The following is a 15,202-nucleotide window of genomic DNA, read 5'->3' on the forward strand; positions in this document are numbered from 1 at the left end:
CTTCACTTCGAGTTCGCGCTTGCAACAAGCGCATTCGCGGCTTCAACTGCGGCCACACGTGTTTGGGCCGTTTGTTCCCAGTCAGCCATCGCAGATTGCGCGGCCTCGGGCAGAGACTTGAGTTCCGTCAGCGCGGTCGAAACGTCGCCATCCGCCAGGGCCGCCTGCGCCCGTGACAGGACCGCATCCGGGTCATCGCCGTCCTGAGGCGTCACCGACCGGGCGCCAGTTTGGCGTTGCAGGAACGCCACCAGCCCGGTTCCCTTATCCGCGTCCCGCGCGTCGGCCAGTGCGGTTCGCGCCGCCGGAGCGTAAGACGCGCGAAGGGCCGAGATCGTCGCAACCCCCTTGTCTGCCGGGGCGGACAGTGCATCCGGCACCGTCACTCCTCCCGCCTGAAGCTCGGACACAAGATCGGAATACGGTTGCCCCGCGTCCAGCTTGCCGACCAATCTGGACAGAATGGCCGTGTTGGCCGCGGCTTGCGCATCGGCGGCGGCCTTGGATTCAAGGGCTTGCGCGTCAGCGACCATTTTTTCAACCTCGGCGCGCTGCGTTGCCAGTGAATCCTGAAGTTTCTTCAACTCCGCCTCATAGGCCGCCACGGCCTCTGGCGAAGCGCCTTCGGTGACAGGCCGTTTTTCCAGCGCGCTCAACCGCTCGGCCAATGGATCGATCTTGCCCGTCAGTGCATCGACACTGGACTTCACCCCGCCAAGATCGCTTTCCAAAGGTGTCAGCTTGTTTGTCAGGTCCGTCACCTGATCGGCAAGGCCGGACAGGTCCGGGCTGTCGGACAGGGCTTTCGACAACTTGGCAATCTCTGCCGACTGATCGGCCAATTTCGCCTCAAACGCGGCAATTGCGTCCGAAGTGTTGGTGTCATTGGCAAACAGACCCGCATTTCCAGCAGCAAATCCGATTGCCGCCGCAATGACACCGCCGATCAGCGCCGGAACAAACCCGCCTCGTTTTTCGACCGTGCGTTCAACGATCTTCTCTTCCACCGGTGCGGACGTCGTTTCGGCTTCGGCTTCGGCTTCGGCTTCGGCTTCGGCTTCGGCTTCGGCTTCGGCTTCGGCTTCGGCTTCGGCTTCGGCTTCGGAATTTGCCTCCTCAACCGGCTCTTCCGCGTCAAGGGATGCGTCTGCGTTTTCCGGCTTGGGCTGAGGTGTTTCGTCCTGAGCCATCTCGTCCGGATTAGGGTTCTCTACCGGTTCCTGATCGGATTTCTTCTTACCAGCCACCGTCGCATTCCCCTTATCGATTCTAAAAAGACCTGAACTACGGACCAGACCAAGTTAATCTGCGCTTGGCGCGCTCTCAACCCGCATCGCAAGTTTCACAAGCTTTTTAACGGCTTTCCGCATTTTTTTGGGTGTGGGTTCCTTGGCGACTTTCAGGCGGCTGTAGCCCAGATTTTCAAGGGGTTCAGCCGTTGCTTCGCTGATTGCCGCCAGCCACAAGGGCGCGGTTCCTGTCCAGACATCGGCAAATTGTCGCGCCGTTCGGGGCGAGAATAAAGGCGCAAGAACCGTGGTGTCTCCCGCGATTGCCATTTTGGCTTCGTCCGAGAAGGGAAGCAGATTCTGCCGGTAAACCGGCTGCTCGCGCACTGTCAGGCCCGACTCTGTCAACCGTTCTGCGACGTTTCCCCGACTGTGTTCGCCGCGTAGATGTATCAAGGGGCTTTCCGGCCGTATCTGCAGCAAGGTTGCAATCAACTCTTCCGCAGTACCGCCCGCCATTTGTGCCTGCCATCCCGCGCCCATTGCGGCTCCGGTTGTCGCAGGCCCTACGCAAAAGGCTGGTAGATTTCGATCCACCCCCAGCGAGACTGCGGCATTAACGGCGTTGGCTGAAGAGAATATCAGCCCCCGGATACCGTCCATCTGGACCCGAACCGGTAGTGCCTTGATCTCGATCAGAGGAGAATGAATGACCGTCACCCGCGATCTGGTGCGGGCCGGCAGCTGCGCAACGAACCTCTCCGAGGCGGCGCGAGGGCGGGTCATCAACAAATACAACAGGCGGCGCCTTCGGCCTTGGGATTGTTTGCGTCCGCGCAGGGTGATACCCCGCTTGGCAGTCATGATGCAACGGATCAGGCCAATGGTGCAAACACTTACAGTCCTTGGATTGGAGAGCAGCTGTGACGACACAGCTGCCGCAGTTGTGCGCCAGGCAGACGGCGCGCAAGCCGAGATCTTGTCTTCGGTCGTGCATGGTCAGACCGACCTGCACAGCGCCTATGGTGGCATTGTTCCCGAGATCGCGGCGCGGGCTCATGCCGAAAAACTGGATATCTGCGTGATTCAGGCGCTGGAGGACGCCGGGCTGACGCTGCAGGACATGGACGCCATTGCCGTGACCGCGGGTCCGGGACTGATCGGGGGCGTGATGTCCGGTGTGATGTGCGCAAAGGGGTTGAGCGCCGCCACCGGTCTGCCGTTGATCGGCGTCAATCACCTGGCCGGACATGCTTTGACACCTCGGCTTACGGATGGGGTAGCTTTTCCGTATCTCATGCTGCTGGTTTCGGGTGGCCATTGCCAATACCTGGTCGCCCACGGGCCTGAACATTTCACTCGCCTGGGCGGCACGATCGACGATGCCCCCGGTGAAGCCTTTGACAAAACCGCCCGCCTGCTGGGGCTGCCCCAGCCCGGCGGCCCTTCGGTCGAGGCCGAGGCGAGGTCGGGAGACCCCAAACGATTTCAGTTTCCGCGACCTCTGCTGGATCGCCCCGGTTGCGATCTGTCATTCTCAGGGCTCAAAACGGCCCTGATGCGCATGCGCGACCAAATCGTGAGCGATCAGAGCGGTTTGACCCGCAAGGACCGCGCTGATCTGTGCGCCGGATTTCAGCAGGCCATCGTTGACACCCTGGCCGAGAAAACCCGACGAGCGATTGGCCTTTACCTTGACGAAAACCCGTCGGACCCCGTGATCGCTGTTGCGGGTGGGGTGGCCGCCAATTCGGCAATACGTTCTGTGTTAGAGTCTGTTTCTTCAGAAATGGGTGCCCGGTTTATCGCACCTCCGCTTAGCTTGTGCACCGACAATGCTGCCATGATCGCATATGCGGGCATCGAACGATTTAGGTCCGGTGCAAGGGATGGGCTTGATCTGACCGCCCGCCCCCGCTGGCCCCTGGATCAAACCAGCCCGTCGATGCTGGGCAGCGGCAAGAAGGGCGCCAAGGCATGAGCGTTTCGGTTCTGGGATCAGGAGCATTTGGTACCGCGCTGGCGATTTCGTTGGCGGGGAATGGGCCAATAACACTTTGGTCACGATCAGAAGAGCAGGCGCTTTTGATGCAGGCAACGCGGGAAAACGGCGCTCGCCTCGCAGGTGTCTCACTTCCTGTGAACCTGACGGTAACCGCCGATCTGGCGATGGCCACACAGAATACCGTGCTGCTCGTTGCGGTGCCGATGCAACAGCTGCGCGCCGCCCTGATGCAGAACACGCAAGCGCTGGCCGGGAAGACGCTTGTTGCCTGCTGCAAGGGGATTGAACTGTCATCCGGCCTCGGCCCGGTTTCTGTAATCAGCCAAGTTATCCCTGACGCACGCCCTGCCCTTCTGACCGGCCCCAGCTTTGCCGACGATATCGCACGTGGTCTGCCCACGGCTTTGACGCTGGCCTGTCAGAACGTTGAACTATGCAGGAAATTGCAGGAGGAACTGACCACTGCGAACCTGCGCCTCTACCGAACGTCGGACACCATCGGAGCCGAGCTTGGCGGAGCGCTCAAGAACGTTATGGCAATTGCCTGTGGTGCGGCCATCGGTGCCGGTTTGGGCGACAGCGCTCGGGCCGCGCTCATGACACGGGGATTTGCCGAGATGCAGCGCTTTGCGGCCATGCGGGGCGCGCAGACAGAAACGCTCATGGGGCTTTCGGGGCTGGGCGATCTGGTCCTGACCTGCTCGTCTGAACTGTCCCGAAACTACCGCTTTGGCCTGTCTTTGGGTCTGAATCGCCCATTTGACAGCACGACAACCGTCGAGGGTGTCGCAACCGCCCGCGCCATGGCCGAGATCGCAAAAGCCGAGGGTCTGGATATGCCAATCAGCACGACGGTGGCGGATCTGAGCCACGGCGCCTACAGTGTGTCCGAGGCAATCCAAAACCTGCTCAATCGCCCGCTCAAGGAGGAATAATATGCTGATCGCACTGATCGCGCGCGACAAAGACGGCGCCCTGCAAACCCGGCTGGACAACCGGTCCGCCCATCTGGCCTATATCGAGGAGACCGGAGTTGTCGCTCAGGCGGGCCCTTTGCTGAACGGCGACGCGATGGTCGGATCGCTGATTATTCTCGATGTCGAAGACCTGGCAACTGCGCAGAGCTGGGCCGACGGCGACCCTTATGCGAAGGCCGGGCTGTTTCAGTCGGTCGAGCTTATCCCCTGGAAAAAGGTAATTGGCTGATGGCGTATTGGCTTTTCAAATCCGAACCTTCAACCTGGAGCTGGGATCAGCAGGTCGCAAAGGGGGACGCTGGCGAAGAGTGGGACGGTGTGCGCAACTATCAGGCGCGCAACTTCATGCGGCAGATGCAGATCGGCGACCGCGGGTTCTTTTATCATTCCCAAAAAGACAAAGCGATTGTCGGAATCGTTGAGGTCTGTGCCGAGGCGCATCCGGATAGCACAACCGATGATGAGCGTTGGGAGTGTGTGGATATCAAAGCGGTTCGTCCCTTTGCGAAACCGGTAACGCTGGATCAGATCAAGGCAGACGGGCGCCTGGCTGAGATGGTTCTTGTCAAGAATTCCCGTCTGTCCGTTCAACCGGTGAATGAAGAGGAATGGATGGCAATATGTGCGCTGGGCGAGACCCTGGCTGACTGAGGGCAAGGGCCCGGTCGCGCTCAAATCTTCTCAATAGCTTAAAAAAATGGTATATTTTTAAGGCTACGCCGGGTGGGGGTTTGTCGGCAGCGTATTGTGCTGCCTCAGATCTTTCGGTGTTGTTCGAGTATCGATTGTTCATTTCGAAAGCCTGAACCCATGTCTGACGATGAAGGCAGCACTGGGGCAACGGAAGATATTGTTGCTGATTTGAACTCAAGTAGTTGGGAAGCGCGTCTGGAGATTGCGCGGCAGCAGCGTGCGGAGGCACTGGCCCGCGCCAGAGACCTTGATGCGGAAAAGAATTCATCGGAAAATCGGCCGGAAGTATCTGAAAACACACCGCCAATCGAGCCGGGCGACTCAAAGCTAGAGAAGGTCGTGTTCAGACAAGTCGGCGCAAGTCGCCCCCCGGTTGAAAGCCGAAACTACGCGGCAAATGGCATTCTGCTAGTCGTTCTGGCAGCAATGCTGTGTGGTGCTTTCTTGCAATGGGCGGCGGCCAGAGCATTGGGAGACTGGGGTCAGGCCAGTCAGGTGTCCGCTGCCAATGAGGCAGAGTTATCTGTGGACGCGCCTCTCGACCCTGTCATTGAGTCCACTCTCGAATCCTCACTTTCGAGTCCCGGGCTATCAGCCGATGACGCTGCCATTGCGGTGCCGGTGCAATCCCCTATTGAAAGGACGGAAACCGCTGCTCAGTCCGATTTGTCCGGACTGCAAGGGGACATGGACCCGGATGCCCCCTCTTCTGCTTTGGACGCTCCGCTTCCGCCCGTAAAACACCTGCCAACGTCGTCTGGAATTACCATAGTAACTTTACCGCCCGCCGCGATGCCGGTTGGTGACCTGTCACCTGCGCCTCCGTCAAAAGAAGCCCCGGCGGACATCTTGGCTGACCTTGCGCCGGCGAATGAAGTCGCTCCGGCACTTCGGGAGCCGCCAGATTTACCGAAAGGGGACGGTTTAGAGTCGCTTTTCCCGAAAGGATCACTCGGCGCTGCCGATATTTCGCTTTTCATTCCTGCGAGTGTGGCGGCGGAAACGAGCGCCACTGTACTGGATGCTTTGAAGGCGAGCCAAACTGACGTGGTTGCCACTGCGCGCGTGAGCTATTCGGTCAAACAGACGCAGGTTCGCTATTATCACGAAAATGATGCGGCGATGGCCGCTGTGACGGCAAAGGCCCTCGGTGGTATTTCCAGGGATTTCACGGACGCTGGGTCAAAAACGCGACCCGGTCATATCGAGGTATATCTGGCTGGCAAAGGTGGAAACCTGAGCCGCAAGTCTAATCGATCGCCCGTAAATCTGGAGCAATTTGTTACCCGGCTTCTCAATGAGTTTCGGTAAGATTTCCGGGAAGGTTCTGACGGCGCAGAACCTTCCCTACCCCCGCGTGCTCCCGACTCACCACACGCGTTTGGAGTTCTTGGTTCTGACCGTCCTGGTCACAGCTTGATACTAGACGGTTTTTGCCCCGATCTTCAAATGGTAAGTTATTAAACTTAAAAACAAATTCAAAACGCCCGCCGGGCAACCGGCAGGCGTCTCAAAGGAAAACGAGGCGATCAGCTGTAGACCGACTCTTTGCCGAAATGCTTGGTCAGCATGTAGTAGACCACAGCACGGTACTTGTTGCGCTCGGACATGCCATAGGTTTCCAGAACATTGTTGATGCCTTCCATCAACTCGGGGCCATCCGACAGGCCCAGCTTTTTGATGAGGAAGTTGTTTTTGACAGTCTCCAGTTCACCTTCCTGGCTGGCTGCCACAGTCGATGCATCGGCGTCGTAAATGGCCGGGCCGCAGCCGATCGTGACCTTTGTCAGCAGGTCCATATCGGCATCCATGCCGCACTTGGTTTTCAGGTCTTCGGCATATTTGGCGATCAGTTCGTCGCGTTTTCCCATTGTTGTCTCCTGATTTGGGTACGTTTCTGGCCATTCCAGCGCCGCAAACACGGTAACGGGAGGTGGAAATTGCACAAAGGGAAAAATTGCCCGCATTCCCCCTAAGCTTGTCGCGTCGAACGGGCACACTTGATTTCCGGCAGCTCTTTATTTAACCTTTGCGTTAAATAGTTCAGCAAGGAGATTCCCATGCCCGTTTCCCTACCGAATGAAAGCCCCGAATACCGCAACGCCCGCAACGATCTTCTGGCCGCGGAAATTGACTTGAGAACCCGGGTCGAAGAGGTCGCCAAACTGCGGCGCAGCTTGCCCAAAGGCGGGAATGTTCCGCAGGATTATGCGTTCAAGGCGCTGGACGGAGCCCCTGCGTCCCTTTCATCGCTGTTCGGGTCGCATGACACCTTGGCCATTTATTCGTTGATGTACGGACCAAATGCCGAATTGCCTTGCCCGATGTGTTCGGCCTTTCTGGACGGGTTGAACGGGCAGGTTGCCCATATTTCCCAGAATATCGCATTTGCAGTAGTAGCGCAGACTACGCCCGAAAAGCTGGCCGCGCTCAAAACAAAAATGGGTTGGAGTGACCTGCCGCTCTATTCCGCGCTTGGCACCGACTATCAGCGCGATTACCTGGCGGAGGGCGAAGATGGAAGCCAACTGCCGATCCTGAACGTCTTTCAGCAAGATCGGGACGGCATCCACCACTTCTGGAGTTCGGAGATGTTCTTTGAGCCGAGCGACTGGCACCCAAGACATATGGATGCGGCCTGGCCCTTGTGGAACGTTCTGGACTTCACGCCGCAGGGTCGCGGGGATTTCTTCCCTTCTCTGCGATGACAACGCGGTGGGAAAATGAAAACGGCGACCAATACGGTCGCCGTTTTCAATCCGCAGCAAGCGGAAATCAGTAACGATAGTGCTCGGGCTTGTACGGTCCTTCCGGCTTTACGCCGATATAGGCCGCCTGATCGCTGTCCATCTGGGTCAACTTCACACCGATCCGATCCAGATGCAGGCGCGCGACTTTTTCGTCCAGATGCTTGGGCAGGATGTAGACCTTGTTTTCGTATTCATCGCCTTTGGTGAACAGCTCGATCTGGGCCAGAACCTGGTTGGTGAACGAGGCCGACATCACGAAAGAAGGGTGACCGGTGGCGTTGCCGAGGTTCAGCAGGCGGCCTTCGGACAGCAGGATCAGACGATTGCCCGAGGGCATCTCGATCATATCGACCTGTTCCTTGATGTTGGTCCATTTGTGGTTCTTCAGGTTTGCCACCTGAATTTCGTTGTCGAAGTGGCCGATATTGCCGACGATGGCCATGTCCTTCATCTCGCGCATATGCTCGATGCGGATCACGTCCTTGTTGCCGGTGGTGGTGATAAAGATATCTGCCGATGCGACTTCGTCTTCCAGCAGGGTGACTTCAAAGCCGTCCATCGCAGCCTGCAGCGCGCAAATCGGGTCGACCTCCGTCACTTTCACACGGGCACCGGCACCGCGGAGTGAGGCGGCGGAACCTTTGCCTACGTCACCGTAACCGCAGACCACGGCAACCTTACCGGCCATCATGGTGTCGGTGGCGCGGCGAATACCGTCGACCAGCGATTCCTTGCAGCCGTATTTGTTGTCGAATTTCGACTTGGTGACCGAGTCGTTCACATTGATCGCCGGGAACGGCAAGTGGCCGTCTTTCACCAGCTGATACAGGCGGTTCACGCCGGTGGTTGTTTCCTCGGATACACCCTGGATCTGGTCACGCATCTTGGTGAACCAACCCGGCGACGCTTCCATCCGCTTCTTGATCTGGGCCTTGATGACCTCTTCCTCTTCCGAACCCGGAACAGGGATGATGTCCTCACCGGCTTCGGCGCGTGCGCCCAGCAGGATGTACAACGTCGCGTCGCCGCCATCATCCAGGATCATGTTCGGGCCTTCGGGGAACAGGAAGGATTTGTCCAGGTAATCCCAATGCTCTTCCAGCGTCTGACCCTTGATGGCAAAAACCGGAACGCCAGCCGCCGCAATCGCGGCCGCCGCGTGGTCCTGAGTCGAGAAGATGTTGCATGACGCCCAGCGCACATCGGCACCCAGCGCCACCAGCGTTTCAATCAGAACCCCTGTCTGAATGGTCATGTGCAGCGAGCCGACAATACGCGCGCCTTTGAGCGGTTTGCTGTCGCCGTATTCCGCGCGCAGGGCCATCAGGCCCGGCATCTCGGTTTCGGCGATGTCCAGCTCTTTACGGCCAAACTCGGCCAGTGAAATGTCTTTGACGATATAGTCCCCGGCCATCAGGTACTCCACTCCGGTATTAATTGATCCGGACTGCCCCTAGCATCCCTTTCGGGGCGAGGCAACGAGGATAGCCGGAAACGGGACTTATGGCGTTAAAATCAGCTCGGCGTGCCCTCTGCCTTGATTTTCGGGACAGCCTCGAAAAAATCCGTGCCAACGGAGACAATACAACTGATGCCGTTGGCGTGGGTCACCAGAACGGTGTAACTTCCTGTTTCCTTCGAAGTCCACACCTCCATGACCGACTGCGCACCGCGTGTTTTCTGCAATCCGCCAAAGGCCAGCTCTTCCGAATAGCTGTCCTGCAACCTGGCGATGACATGTTCACGCTGCGCACAAGCTTGGGCCAAGGCGGGAGGCGCGGTAGCGGCCATCCCAAAGGCCAGTGCAACTCCAAACAAACGCTTGAACATAGCAAGCTCCTTTCGATACGCGTTACGGTCTCGAGAGGGGCACACCGGGAGGAGCATGTGCCCCCCTCGGTACTTATGTCGGGATCACCTCGTGCCTGTGCAAAGCACGAATGCTCAAGAAAAAGTTGGCAGCAGGTGATCTTGACAGGTACATCATAGCATAAAAATGCGGCGCAATCGCGGCTGATCCCAAGGGGCATGGCAAAATGGCAACACAACCCAGAGCGTGGCAGAGAATGCTGTCCGGTCGCAGGCTGGATCTGCTGGATCCGACGCCCGTGGACATCGAAATCGAAGATATCGCCCACGGACTGGCCTTTGTGGCCCGCTGGAATGGGCAAACACGCGGCGATTTCGCCTATTCCGTGGCCGAACATTCCCTTCTGGTTGAGGAATTGTTTGGCCGGATCGCCCCCAAATCCCCAGTAAAATGGCGGCTCGCGGCATTGTTACATGACGCGCCGGAATATGTGATCGGAGATATGATCTCGCCGGTCAAATCCGCCGTTGGGCCAGATTACGGTGCGCTGGACGACCGGTTGGCGGCAGCGATCCACATCCGCTTTGGCCTGCCTGCGGCGGTGCCAAAAACGGTGAAACGGCAGATCAAAAAGGCCGACAAGATCAGCGCCTGGATGGAGGCCACCCAAATCGCGGGCTTTTCCGAGTCCGAGGCGACGAAGTTCTTTGGTCGCCCGGACAAAGCGGTAATGGAAGGATTGGAAATCAGGTTGAGACCGCCAGTTGAGGTGAGGGAGGCGTACTCGGATCGGCATGGGGAATTGATAGCGCTCCTTTGAAGTGTCTAATTGGTCGAACGTCACTTCTGAGCCCAAAGCTCCCCATAACCCTACCTTCCAATACCTAAGGTGAGCATGTAGTTTCCAAGAAAATTGGGGGGCCTAAATGAGCGAAATTTATGATTTTTCAACGGGCTTCAATTTCTCATCTTGGGCCAAGCAGTTTGATGAGTTTCATGATTGGGTTGTGCTGGAACTCAGAATTTTCATTGATGACAAACCTGAACTAACTGAGCAACAATACCGTGCTGAACTTGTCCTCGTTGACCCATATGAACGCTTTGATATCAAAAAAATCTACGTCCGTTTTGAGAACGTCGAAGTGTCATCACTCCAAGGCCTTTCTAGTCTTAGCAGCGAGCTTTCTGGGCTTGTTTTTGTTAAAACTCCTTTGGGCGTTCGGCTTACATCATCCTCTGACAACCATCTGCGGATCGATGCCGAGAAACTGACGATTGGTTTAGTCGGCTAAGTTCGCATCTGTGAAGACGCCGACGGCAGCAATGTCCCGCAAATCCGACCTTGCTGCTATCTCCCAGCAGGGATTCAAATATTAGGCGCGGCTCTTGAACGGTTCGTTACCGCGGACTGCGCTTCGCCAATATCCGCTGCAACGTCCGGCGATGCATGTTCAGGCGGCGCGCGGTCTCACTGACATTCCGGTCACACAACTCATAAACCCGCTGAATATGCTCCCAACGCACGCGGTCCGCGCTCATGGGATTTTCCGGCGGCGGGGGCAGTTCGTCGCCCTTGGCCAGCAATGCGTTGGTAATGTCGGTGGCGTCGGCGGGTTTGGACAGGTAGTCGGTCGCGCCGATCTTGACGGCCGCCACGGCAGTGGCAATCGCGCCATATCCGGTCAGTACAACAACCCGGCTGTCGGGGCGCTTTTCCCGCAGCACCTCGACCACATCCAGACCGTTGCCATCCTCGAGGCGCAGGTCAACAACCGCATAAGCCGGTGGGCGGGCAGTGGAAATGGCGCGGCCCGCTGCGACCGAGCCTGCGGTTTCAACCTCGAAGCCGCGTTTCTCCATGGCTTTGGCCAGACGTCTCAGAAACGGCTCGTCATCGTCCACCAGAAGCAGGGATTTGTCGGGACCGATGTCGAGTGGAGCGCTGTCCGCCATAGTCTATTCTTTCCGCTATTTCACGCCGTTGGCTTAGACAAGAGTAATAGCAGCGCCGTTACAAAGGTCAAACAACACGTTTCAGCTACATCTTTTCCAGAAAGCAGCCGACCTGATCCGCCATCTGCTCGGCCGAGGCGTTGCGATCGAAGAATTCGACAAACCCGTCCTGCGGCGTCACCAGATAGGTGAAGGTTGAATGGTCGACCAGATAATACTCGTCGCTTTTGTCGTGGGCCTTGTAGTAGGTTTTGTAGGCCTGGCTTGCGGCTTTGACCTGCTCGGGCGATCCGGTCAGCCCGATTGTCTTTCCACCCAGATTGAAGGCAAAATCGCCGACCACTTCGGGCGTGTCGCGATCCGGGTCGACCGATATGAACAGCGGAGTCACCGACTGCCCGCGTTCAGTCAGTATGTCTACGGCTTCGGCATTGCGGGACATGTCGAACGGGCAGACGTCGGGACAGAAGGTGTAACCGAAATAGACCAGCGTCGGTTCTGTGATAACATCCTTGTCGGTGACCGTTTCACCCTTGGCATTGAGCAGCTCGAATGGTCCGCCGATTGCCGCTGTGCCGCCTGCGATCTGGCTGGTCCGGCATTGGGCGAACTTGTCATCCGAGCCTGCGCCGCGTGTCAGCAGCCACATGGCGCCAAGACCCACGGCCAGAACTACAGTTGCAAGAATGGCGTAAAGGCGGACCATGACAAATATCCTGTCGCAGCGGGGTTGTTGATCGTTTCGGCCGGGACACCTATCAACATGATGGGCCGACGCAATAGGACATAATCGACCAATGGCAAATTCCAATACCAGTCTATGGCGGGGTCAGGAGCGCAGCAGCTGGATTCGCCTGCGCACATTGATCCTGTTGCGCTGGGTGGCCATCATCGGCCAGATCACCGCAATAACCGTGGCGCAGCAAACCTACCACGTCCAGCTTGAACTGGGCCTGTGCTACATGGCGATCGGCGTTTCGGTCATGGGAAACCTGACCGCAATTCTGCTGTTTCCCGAAAACAAGCGCCTGTCGGAGTACGAAAACTTCCTGATGGTTTTGTTCGACCTGCTGCAGCTGTCGTTCCTGCTGTATCTGACGGGCGGGTTGAACAACCCCTTTGCACTGCTTCTTGTGGGTCCGGTAACGATCTCGGCCAGCGTGATGAGTACCCGCTCGACCCTGATCGTCGGTGGCGTCGCCATTGTCCTGACGACGCTGCTGGCGCAGTTTCACCTGCCGCTGCGAACCAATCTGGGGCTTGTTCTGGACATCCCCGACATCCTTTTGTTCGGCAACTGGGCGGCTATTGTCATCGCCATTGTGTTCCTGGGTGCCTATTCCCATCGGGTGAGTTCAGAGGTCCAGTCGATGTCCGAAGCGTTGTCCGCCACTCACATGGCGCTTGCCCGTGAACAGAAACTGACCGATCTCGGCGGCGTTGTTGCCGCCGCCGCGCATGAGCTGGGCACGCCGCTGGCGACGATCAAACTGGCCAGCTCGGAACTGATCGAGGAGCTGGAAGACCGGCCGGACCTCAAGGAAGACGCCGCATTGATCCGTGAACAGGCCAACCGGTGCCGCGATATCCTGCGCGACATGGGGCGCGCGGGCAAAGACGATCTGCACTTGCGCCAGGCCCCGTTGTCCAGCGTCATTCACGAAGCCGCTGAACCGCATCTCAACCGCGGAAAACAGATTCATTTTGATGAAGGTCCGGCCGGGGATGGCGATGTGCAGCAGCCCTCGATCCTGCGCAAGCCCGAAATCATCCACGGGCTGCGCAATCTGATCCAGAACGCGGTGGATTTCGCGCGGGGCAATGTCTGGGTCGAGGCCGAGTGGACGACGAACTGGATCACCATCTGCATCATGGATGACGGGCGCGGCTTTCCTCCGCACATGTTCGGGCGAATTGGCGATCCGTTTGTGCGGCGGCGGCGGTCGGAAACCGACAGGCGCACGCGACCGGAATACGAAGGTATGGGTTTGGGCCTGTTTATCGCCAAAACCCTGCTGGAACGCAGTGGCGCCGAGTTGAAATTCGCAAATGGCGCTGATCCCTACCAGAACCTCTCGGATCAGGCCGACAGGCGCGGTGCCATCGTTCAGGTGGTCTGGCCACGCAACCTTGTCGATGCGCAGACCGGAGACTCGCCGGTTCCTTCCGGTGCCAACCAGCCGTTCCAGATCTGAGTTAAGACGCTATTAACCTTTGTTACCCATAACGGTTCCCGCATTTACCAAAGGCGGGAAATCATGGTGGACTGGATCATTCTGGCCGGGATCAGTCTGGTCTCGATCACCTTTGCGGTTCAATGGTTGCTCCCGCGCCGCCCAAACAGGTCCACGGATTTCGGGCTGTCTTCTCCGGCCTCATTGTATGACACGGTGTTTCTGTTCGATGGCGACCGGTTGATCAGCCACTCGGATATCGCCCTGGCAGGGTATGAGCACATTGCCGATTGGAACGATCTGCGGCGTTTGCTGCAACGGGACTTTCCCGCATTTCCCGAAACTCCGGAACCCGTGCGGAACGAGGGCAATCTGGTTGTTTCGGCCATAGATTGCACCGTTGAACGAGAGGTCCTGTGCGAATGGATCGACGGGATCATTCGCGTCCAGCTAAGGGATCTTTCCGGTTCTCCCGGTCCCAAACGACGCGATCCAAATGATCCGATCCGCCTCGCCATGGACAAGGCTCCGTACCCGGTATGGCTGCTGGGTCATGACGGAAAAATTCGCTGGTGTAACGCAGCTTATGTTTCGCTGGTTCGAAAGACCCGCGGACCAGACGCCGATCTGACAGAGCCTTTGTTTCCTGCCCTTGTCGATGAGGCGCCGCTGGGACGTAAAACCCGCATGTCGATCACGGCCGGCAACGACGACGCAAGGCTGTGGTTCGATCTGACTCATGTGCAACAGGATCAGGGTCACCTGTTTTATGCCGTTGATATTAACGCCATCGTCGAAGCGGAAACTGCCCAGCGCAAATTCGTTCAGACGATGACCAAGACCTTTGCTCAGCTATCCATCGGGCTGGCGATTTTCGATCGCAACCGGCAGCTGGCGCTGTTCAATCCGGCGCTTATCGACCTGACCACCCTGCCCCCGGATTTCCTGAGTTGCCGTCCCAGCCTGTCCAGTTTCTTTGACCGGTTGCGGGATCAGCACATGATGCCGGAACCCAAGAACTACCGCGGCTGGCGGCGGCAGATGAATGACCTGCTCGAAGCAGCGCAGGACGGCAATTATCAGGAAACCTGGTCTCTGCCGTCGGGGTCCGTCTATTCCGTTAGCGGTCGCCCGCATCCTGATGGCGCCGTTGCTTTTTTGTTCGAGGATATCACCGCTGAAATAACACTCACCCGCAGGTTCCGCTCGGAAATGGATCTGATGCAATCGATTCTGGACAAGTTGGCGGATGCGATAATCGTGTTTGCAGATGACGGTTCGCTGGCCTTTACCAACTTTGCCTATCAAGCGCTCTGGGGCGAAAGCGATGAGATCGGAATTGATCCCGTCACGGTTCTGGATGTGACGCGAGGATGGCAGGACCAGTGCTTTGCGACACCTGTTCTGGGCGAAATCCGGGATTTCGTGGAAATGCGTGACAACCGGGCCGAATGGTCGGCGGAAATCCAGATGCGCAACGGGCCGCAACTTGGCTGTACAATTAGTCCGATGCAAAACGGCGCGACAATCGTGCGATTTACCGTTCTGGACAGCGTCGAAAATATCGACGGTTTGCAAAAAATCAGCGCCTGAACCGGTTGCAGAGGATCG

Annotated in this window: 17 protein-coding genes; 10 read left to right on the forward strand and 7 right to left on the reverse strand. The window is 57.8% G+C overall.

The window, feature by feature from the left end; translation table 11 throughout:
- Window positions 1–2: 2 nt before the first annotated feature.
- On the reverse strand, window positions 3–1,247 hold the full coding sequence (locus AC2TEL_RS04865) for a COG4223 family protein (protein WP_480902276.1): 1,245 nt from the start codon (window positions 1,245–1,247) through the stop codon (window positions 3–5).
- Between the two features lie 54 nt (window positions 1,248–1,301).
- Entirely contained in the window at window positions 1,302–2,093 is a 792-nt protein-coding gene (locus AC2TEL_RS04870) for a uroporphyrinogen-III synthase (RefSeq protein WP_480838549.1), read from the reverse strand.
- Window positions 2,094–2,112: 19 nt separating this feature from the next.
- On the opposite strand from AC2TEL_RS04870, the gene tsaD reads away from it, so the two are divergent.
- The 5 genes from tsaD (at window position 2,113) to AC2TEL_RS04895 (ending at window position 6,215) form a co-directional block, all read left to right on the forward strand.
- Window positions 2,113–3,210 carry a tRNA (adenosine(37)-N6)-threonylcarbamoyltransferase complex transferase subunit TsaD gene (gene tsaD, locus AC2TEL_RS04875; RefSeq protein ID WP_480861976.1) on the forward strand — a complete coding sequence of 366 codons (1,098 nt, stop codon included), beginning with the start codon at window positions 2,113–2,115 and terminating at the stop codon, window positions 3,208–3,210.
- The gene (locus AC2TEL_RS04880) at window positions 3,207–4,169 is read left to right on the forward strand and encodes an NAD(P)H-dependent glycerol-3-phosphate dehydrogenase (protein WP_480838553.1); all 963 of its coding nucleotides are present in this window, start codon (window positions 3,207–3,209) and stop codon (window positions 4,167–4,169) included. The genes tsaD and AC2TEL_RS04880 overlap by 4 nt, the downstream gene beginning before the upstream one ends.
- Before the next feature lies 1 nt (window position 4,170).
- Entirely contained in the window at window positions 4,171–4,440 is a 270-nt protein-coding gene (locus AC2TEL_RS04885; protein WP_480838555.1) for a YciI family protein, read from the forward strand.
- Window positions 4,440–4,862, forward strand: a complete 423-nt coding sequence (locus AC2TEL_RS04890) for an EVE domain-containing protein (RefSeq protein ID WP_480838557.1) — start codon at window positions 4,440–4,442, stop codon at window positions 4,860–4,862. Before AC2TEL_RS04885 ends, AC2TEL_RS04890 begins: the two co-directional genes overlap by 1 nt.
- Before the next feature lie 159 nt (window positions 4,863–5,021).
- Window positions 5,022–6,215, forward strand: coding sequence for a hypothetical protein (locus AC2TEL_RS04895; RefSeq protein WP_480902279.1), 1,194 nt, complete (start codon window positions 5,022–5,024; stop codon window positions 6,213–6,215).
- Between the two features lie 218 nt (window positions 6,216–6,433).
- Here the strand turns inward: AC2TEL_RS04895 and AC2TEL_RS04900 are convergent, their stop codons facing one another.
- Window positions 6,434–6,775, reverse strand: coding sequence for a DUF2853 family protein (locus AC2TEL_RS04900; protein ID WP_480838561.1), 342 nt, complete (start codon window positions 6,773–6,775; stop codon window positions 6,434–6,436).
- A gap of 189 nt (window positions 6,776–6,964) precedes the next feature.
- Here AC2TEL_RS04900 and AC2TEL_RS04905 point away from each other — a divergent pair, with 189 nt between their 5' ends.
- On the forward strand, window positions 6,965–7,612 hold the full coding sequence (locus tag AC2TEL_RS04905; protein ID WP_480902282.1) for a DUF899 family protein: 648 nt from the start codon (window positions 6,965–6,967) through the stop codon (window positions 7,610–7,612).
- Window positions 7,613–7,679: 67 nt separating this feature from the next.
- Here the strand turns inward: AC2TEL_RS04905 and ahcY are convergent, their stop codons facing one another.
- Together ahcY and AC2TEL_RS04915 are read right to left on the reverse strand one after the other, a co-directional pair.
- Window positions 7,680–9,068 carry an adenosylhomocysteinase gene (gene ahcY / locus AC2TEL_RS04910; protein ID WP_480838564.1) on the reverse strand — a complete coding sequence of 463 codons (1,389 nt, stop codon included), beginning with the start codon at window positions 9,066–9,068 and terminating at the stop codon, window positions 7,680–7,682.
- Between the two features lie 101 nt (window positions 9,069–9,169).
- Window positions 9,170–9,484 (reverse strand): hypothetical protein, encoded by a 315-nt coding sequence (locus tag AC2TEL_RS04915; protein WP_480838566.1) that lies wholly within the window; start codon window positions 9,482–9,484, stop codon window positions 9,170–9,172.
- A gap of 206 nt (window positions 9,485–9,690) precedes the next feature.
- Here AC2TEL_RS04915 and AC2TEL_RS04920 point away from each other — a divergent pair, with 206 nt between their 5' ends.
- A complete protein-coding gene (locus tag AC2TEL_RS04920) occupies window positions 9,691–10,284 on the forward strand; it encodes an HD domain-containing protein (protein ID WP_480902285.1) in 594 nt (197 codons plus the stop codon).
- Window positions 10,285–10,390: 106 nt separating this feature from the next.
- A complete protein-coding gene (locus tag AC2TEL_RS04925) occupies window positions 10,391–10,756 on the forward strand; it encodes a hypothetical protein (protein WP_480902287.1) in 366 nt (121 codons plus the stop codon).
- A 106-nt stretch (window positions 10,757–10,862) separates the two neighbouring features.
- Here the strand turns inward: AC2TEL_RS04925 and AC2TEL_RS04930 are convergent, their stop codons facing one another.
- Together AC2TEL_RS04930 and AC2TEL_RS04935 are read right to left on the reverse strand one after the other, a co-directional pair.
- Window positions 10,863–11,417 (reverse strand): ActR/PrrA/RegA family redox response regulator transcription factor, encoded by a 555-nt coding sequence (locus AC2TEL_RS04930; RefSeq protein ID WP_298382043.1) that lies wholly within the window; start codon window positions 11,415–11,417, stop codon window positions 10,863–10,865.
- A gap of 85 nt (window positions 11,418–11,502) precedes the next feature.
- A complete protein-coding gene (locus tag AC2TEL_RS04935) occupies window positions 11,503–12,123 on the reverse strand; it encodes an SCO family protein (protein ID WP_480838572.1) in 621 nt (206 codons plus the stop codon).
- 91 nt (window positions 12,124–12,214) lie between these two features.
- On the opposite strand from AC2TEL_RS04935, the gene regB reads away from it, so the two are divergent.
- Window positions 12,215–13,612 (forward strand): sensor histidine kinase RegB, encoded by a 1,398-nt coding sequence (gene regB, locus AC2TEL_RS04940; protein ID WP_480902289.1) that lies wholly within the window; start codon window positions 12,215–12,217, stop codon window positions 13,610–13,612.
- Window positions 13,613–13,675: 63 nt separating this feature from the next.
- A complete protein-coding gene (locus tag AC2TEL_RS04945) occupies window positions 13,676–15,184 on the forward strand; it encodes a PAS-domain containing protein (protein ID WP_480902292.1) in 1,509 nt (502 codons plus the stop codon).
- Window positions 15,185–15,202 lie beyond the last annotated feature (18 nt).

This window comes from Ruegeria sp. HKCCD9138, from assembly GCF_057220975.1.

Excerpts from the sequence above, each read along its gene's own strand:
- AC2TEL_RS04870 (WP_480838549.1), bottom strand. The coding sequence starts at position 2,093 with ATGACTGCCAAGCGGGGTATCACCCTGCGCGGACGCAAACAATCCCAA.
- tsaD (WP_480861976.1), top strand. The coding sequence starts at position 2,113 with ATGGTGCAAACACTTACAGTCCTTGGATTGGAGAGCAGCTGTGACGAC.
- AC2TEL_RS04880 (WP_480838553.1), top strand. The coding sequence starts at position 3,207 with ATGAGCGTTTCGGTTCTGGGATCAGGAGCATTTGGTACCGCGCTGGCG.
- AC2TEL_RS04885 (WP_480838555.1), top strand. The coding sequence starts at position 4,171 with ATGCTGATCGCACTGATCGCGCGCGACAAAGACGGCGCCCTGCAAACC.
- AC2TEL_RS04890 (WP_480838557.1), top strand. The coding sequence starts at position 4,440 with ATGGCGTATTGGCTTTTCAAATCCGAACCTTCAACCTGGAGCTGGGAT.
- AC2TEL_RS04895 (WP_480902279.1), top strand. The coding sequence starts at position 5,022 with ATGTCTGACGATGAAGGCAGCACTGGGGCAACGGAAGATATTGTTGCT.
- AC2TEL_RS04900 (WP_480838561.1), bottom strand. The coding sequence starts at position 6,775 with ATGGGAAAACGCGACGAACTGATCGCCAAATATGCCGAAGACCTGAAA.
- AC2TEL_RS04905 (WP_480902282.1), top strand. The coding sequence starts at position 6,965 with ATGCCCGTTTCCCTACCGAATGAAAGCCCCGAATACCGCAACGCCCGC.
- ahcY (WP_480838564.1), bottom strand. The coding sequence starts at position 9,068 with ATGGCCGGGGACTATATCGTCAAAGACATTTCACTGGCCGAGTTTGGC.
- AC2TEL_RS04915 (WP_480838566.1), bottom strand. The coding sequence starts at position 9,484 with ATGTTCAAGCGTTTGTTTGGAGTTGCACTGGCCTTTGGGATGGCCGCT.
- AC2TEL_RS04920 (WP_480902285.1), top strand. The coding sequence starts at position 9,691 with ATGGCAACACAACCCAGAGCGTGGCAGAGAATGCTGTCCGGTCGCAGG.
- AC2TEL_RS04925 (WP_480902287.1), top strand. The coding sequence starts at position 10,391 with ATGAGCGAAATTTATGATTTTTCAACGGGCTTCAATTTCTCATCTTGG.
- AC2TEL_RS04930 (WP_298382043.1), bottom strand. The coding sequence starts at position 11,417 with ATGGCGGACAGCGCTCCACTCGACATCGGTCCCGACAAATCCCTGCTT.
- AC2TEL_RS04935 (WP_480838572.1), bottom strand. The coding sequence starts at position 12,123 with ATGGTCCGCCTTTACGCCATTCTTGCAACTGTAGTTCTGGCCGTGGGT.
- regB (WP_480902289.1), top strand. The coding sequence starts at position 12,215 with ATGGCAAATTCCAATACCAGTCTATGGCGGGGTCAGGAGCGCAGCAGC.
- AC2TEL_RS04945 (WP_480902292.1), top strand. The coding sequence starts at position 13,676 with ATGGTGGACTGGATCATTCTGGCCGGGATCAGTCTGGTCTCGATCACC.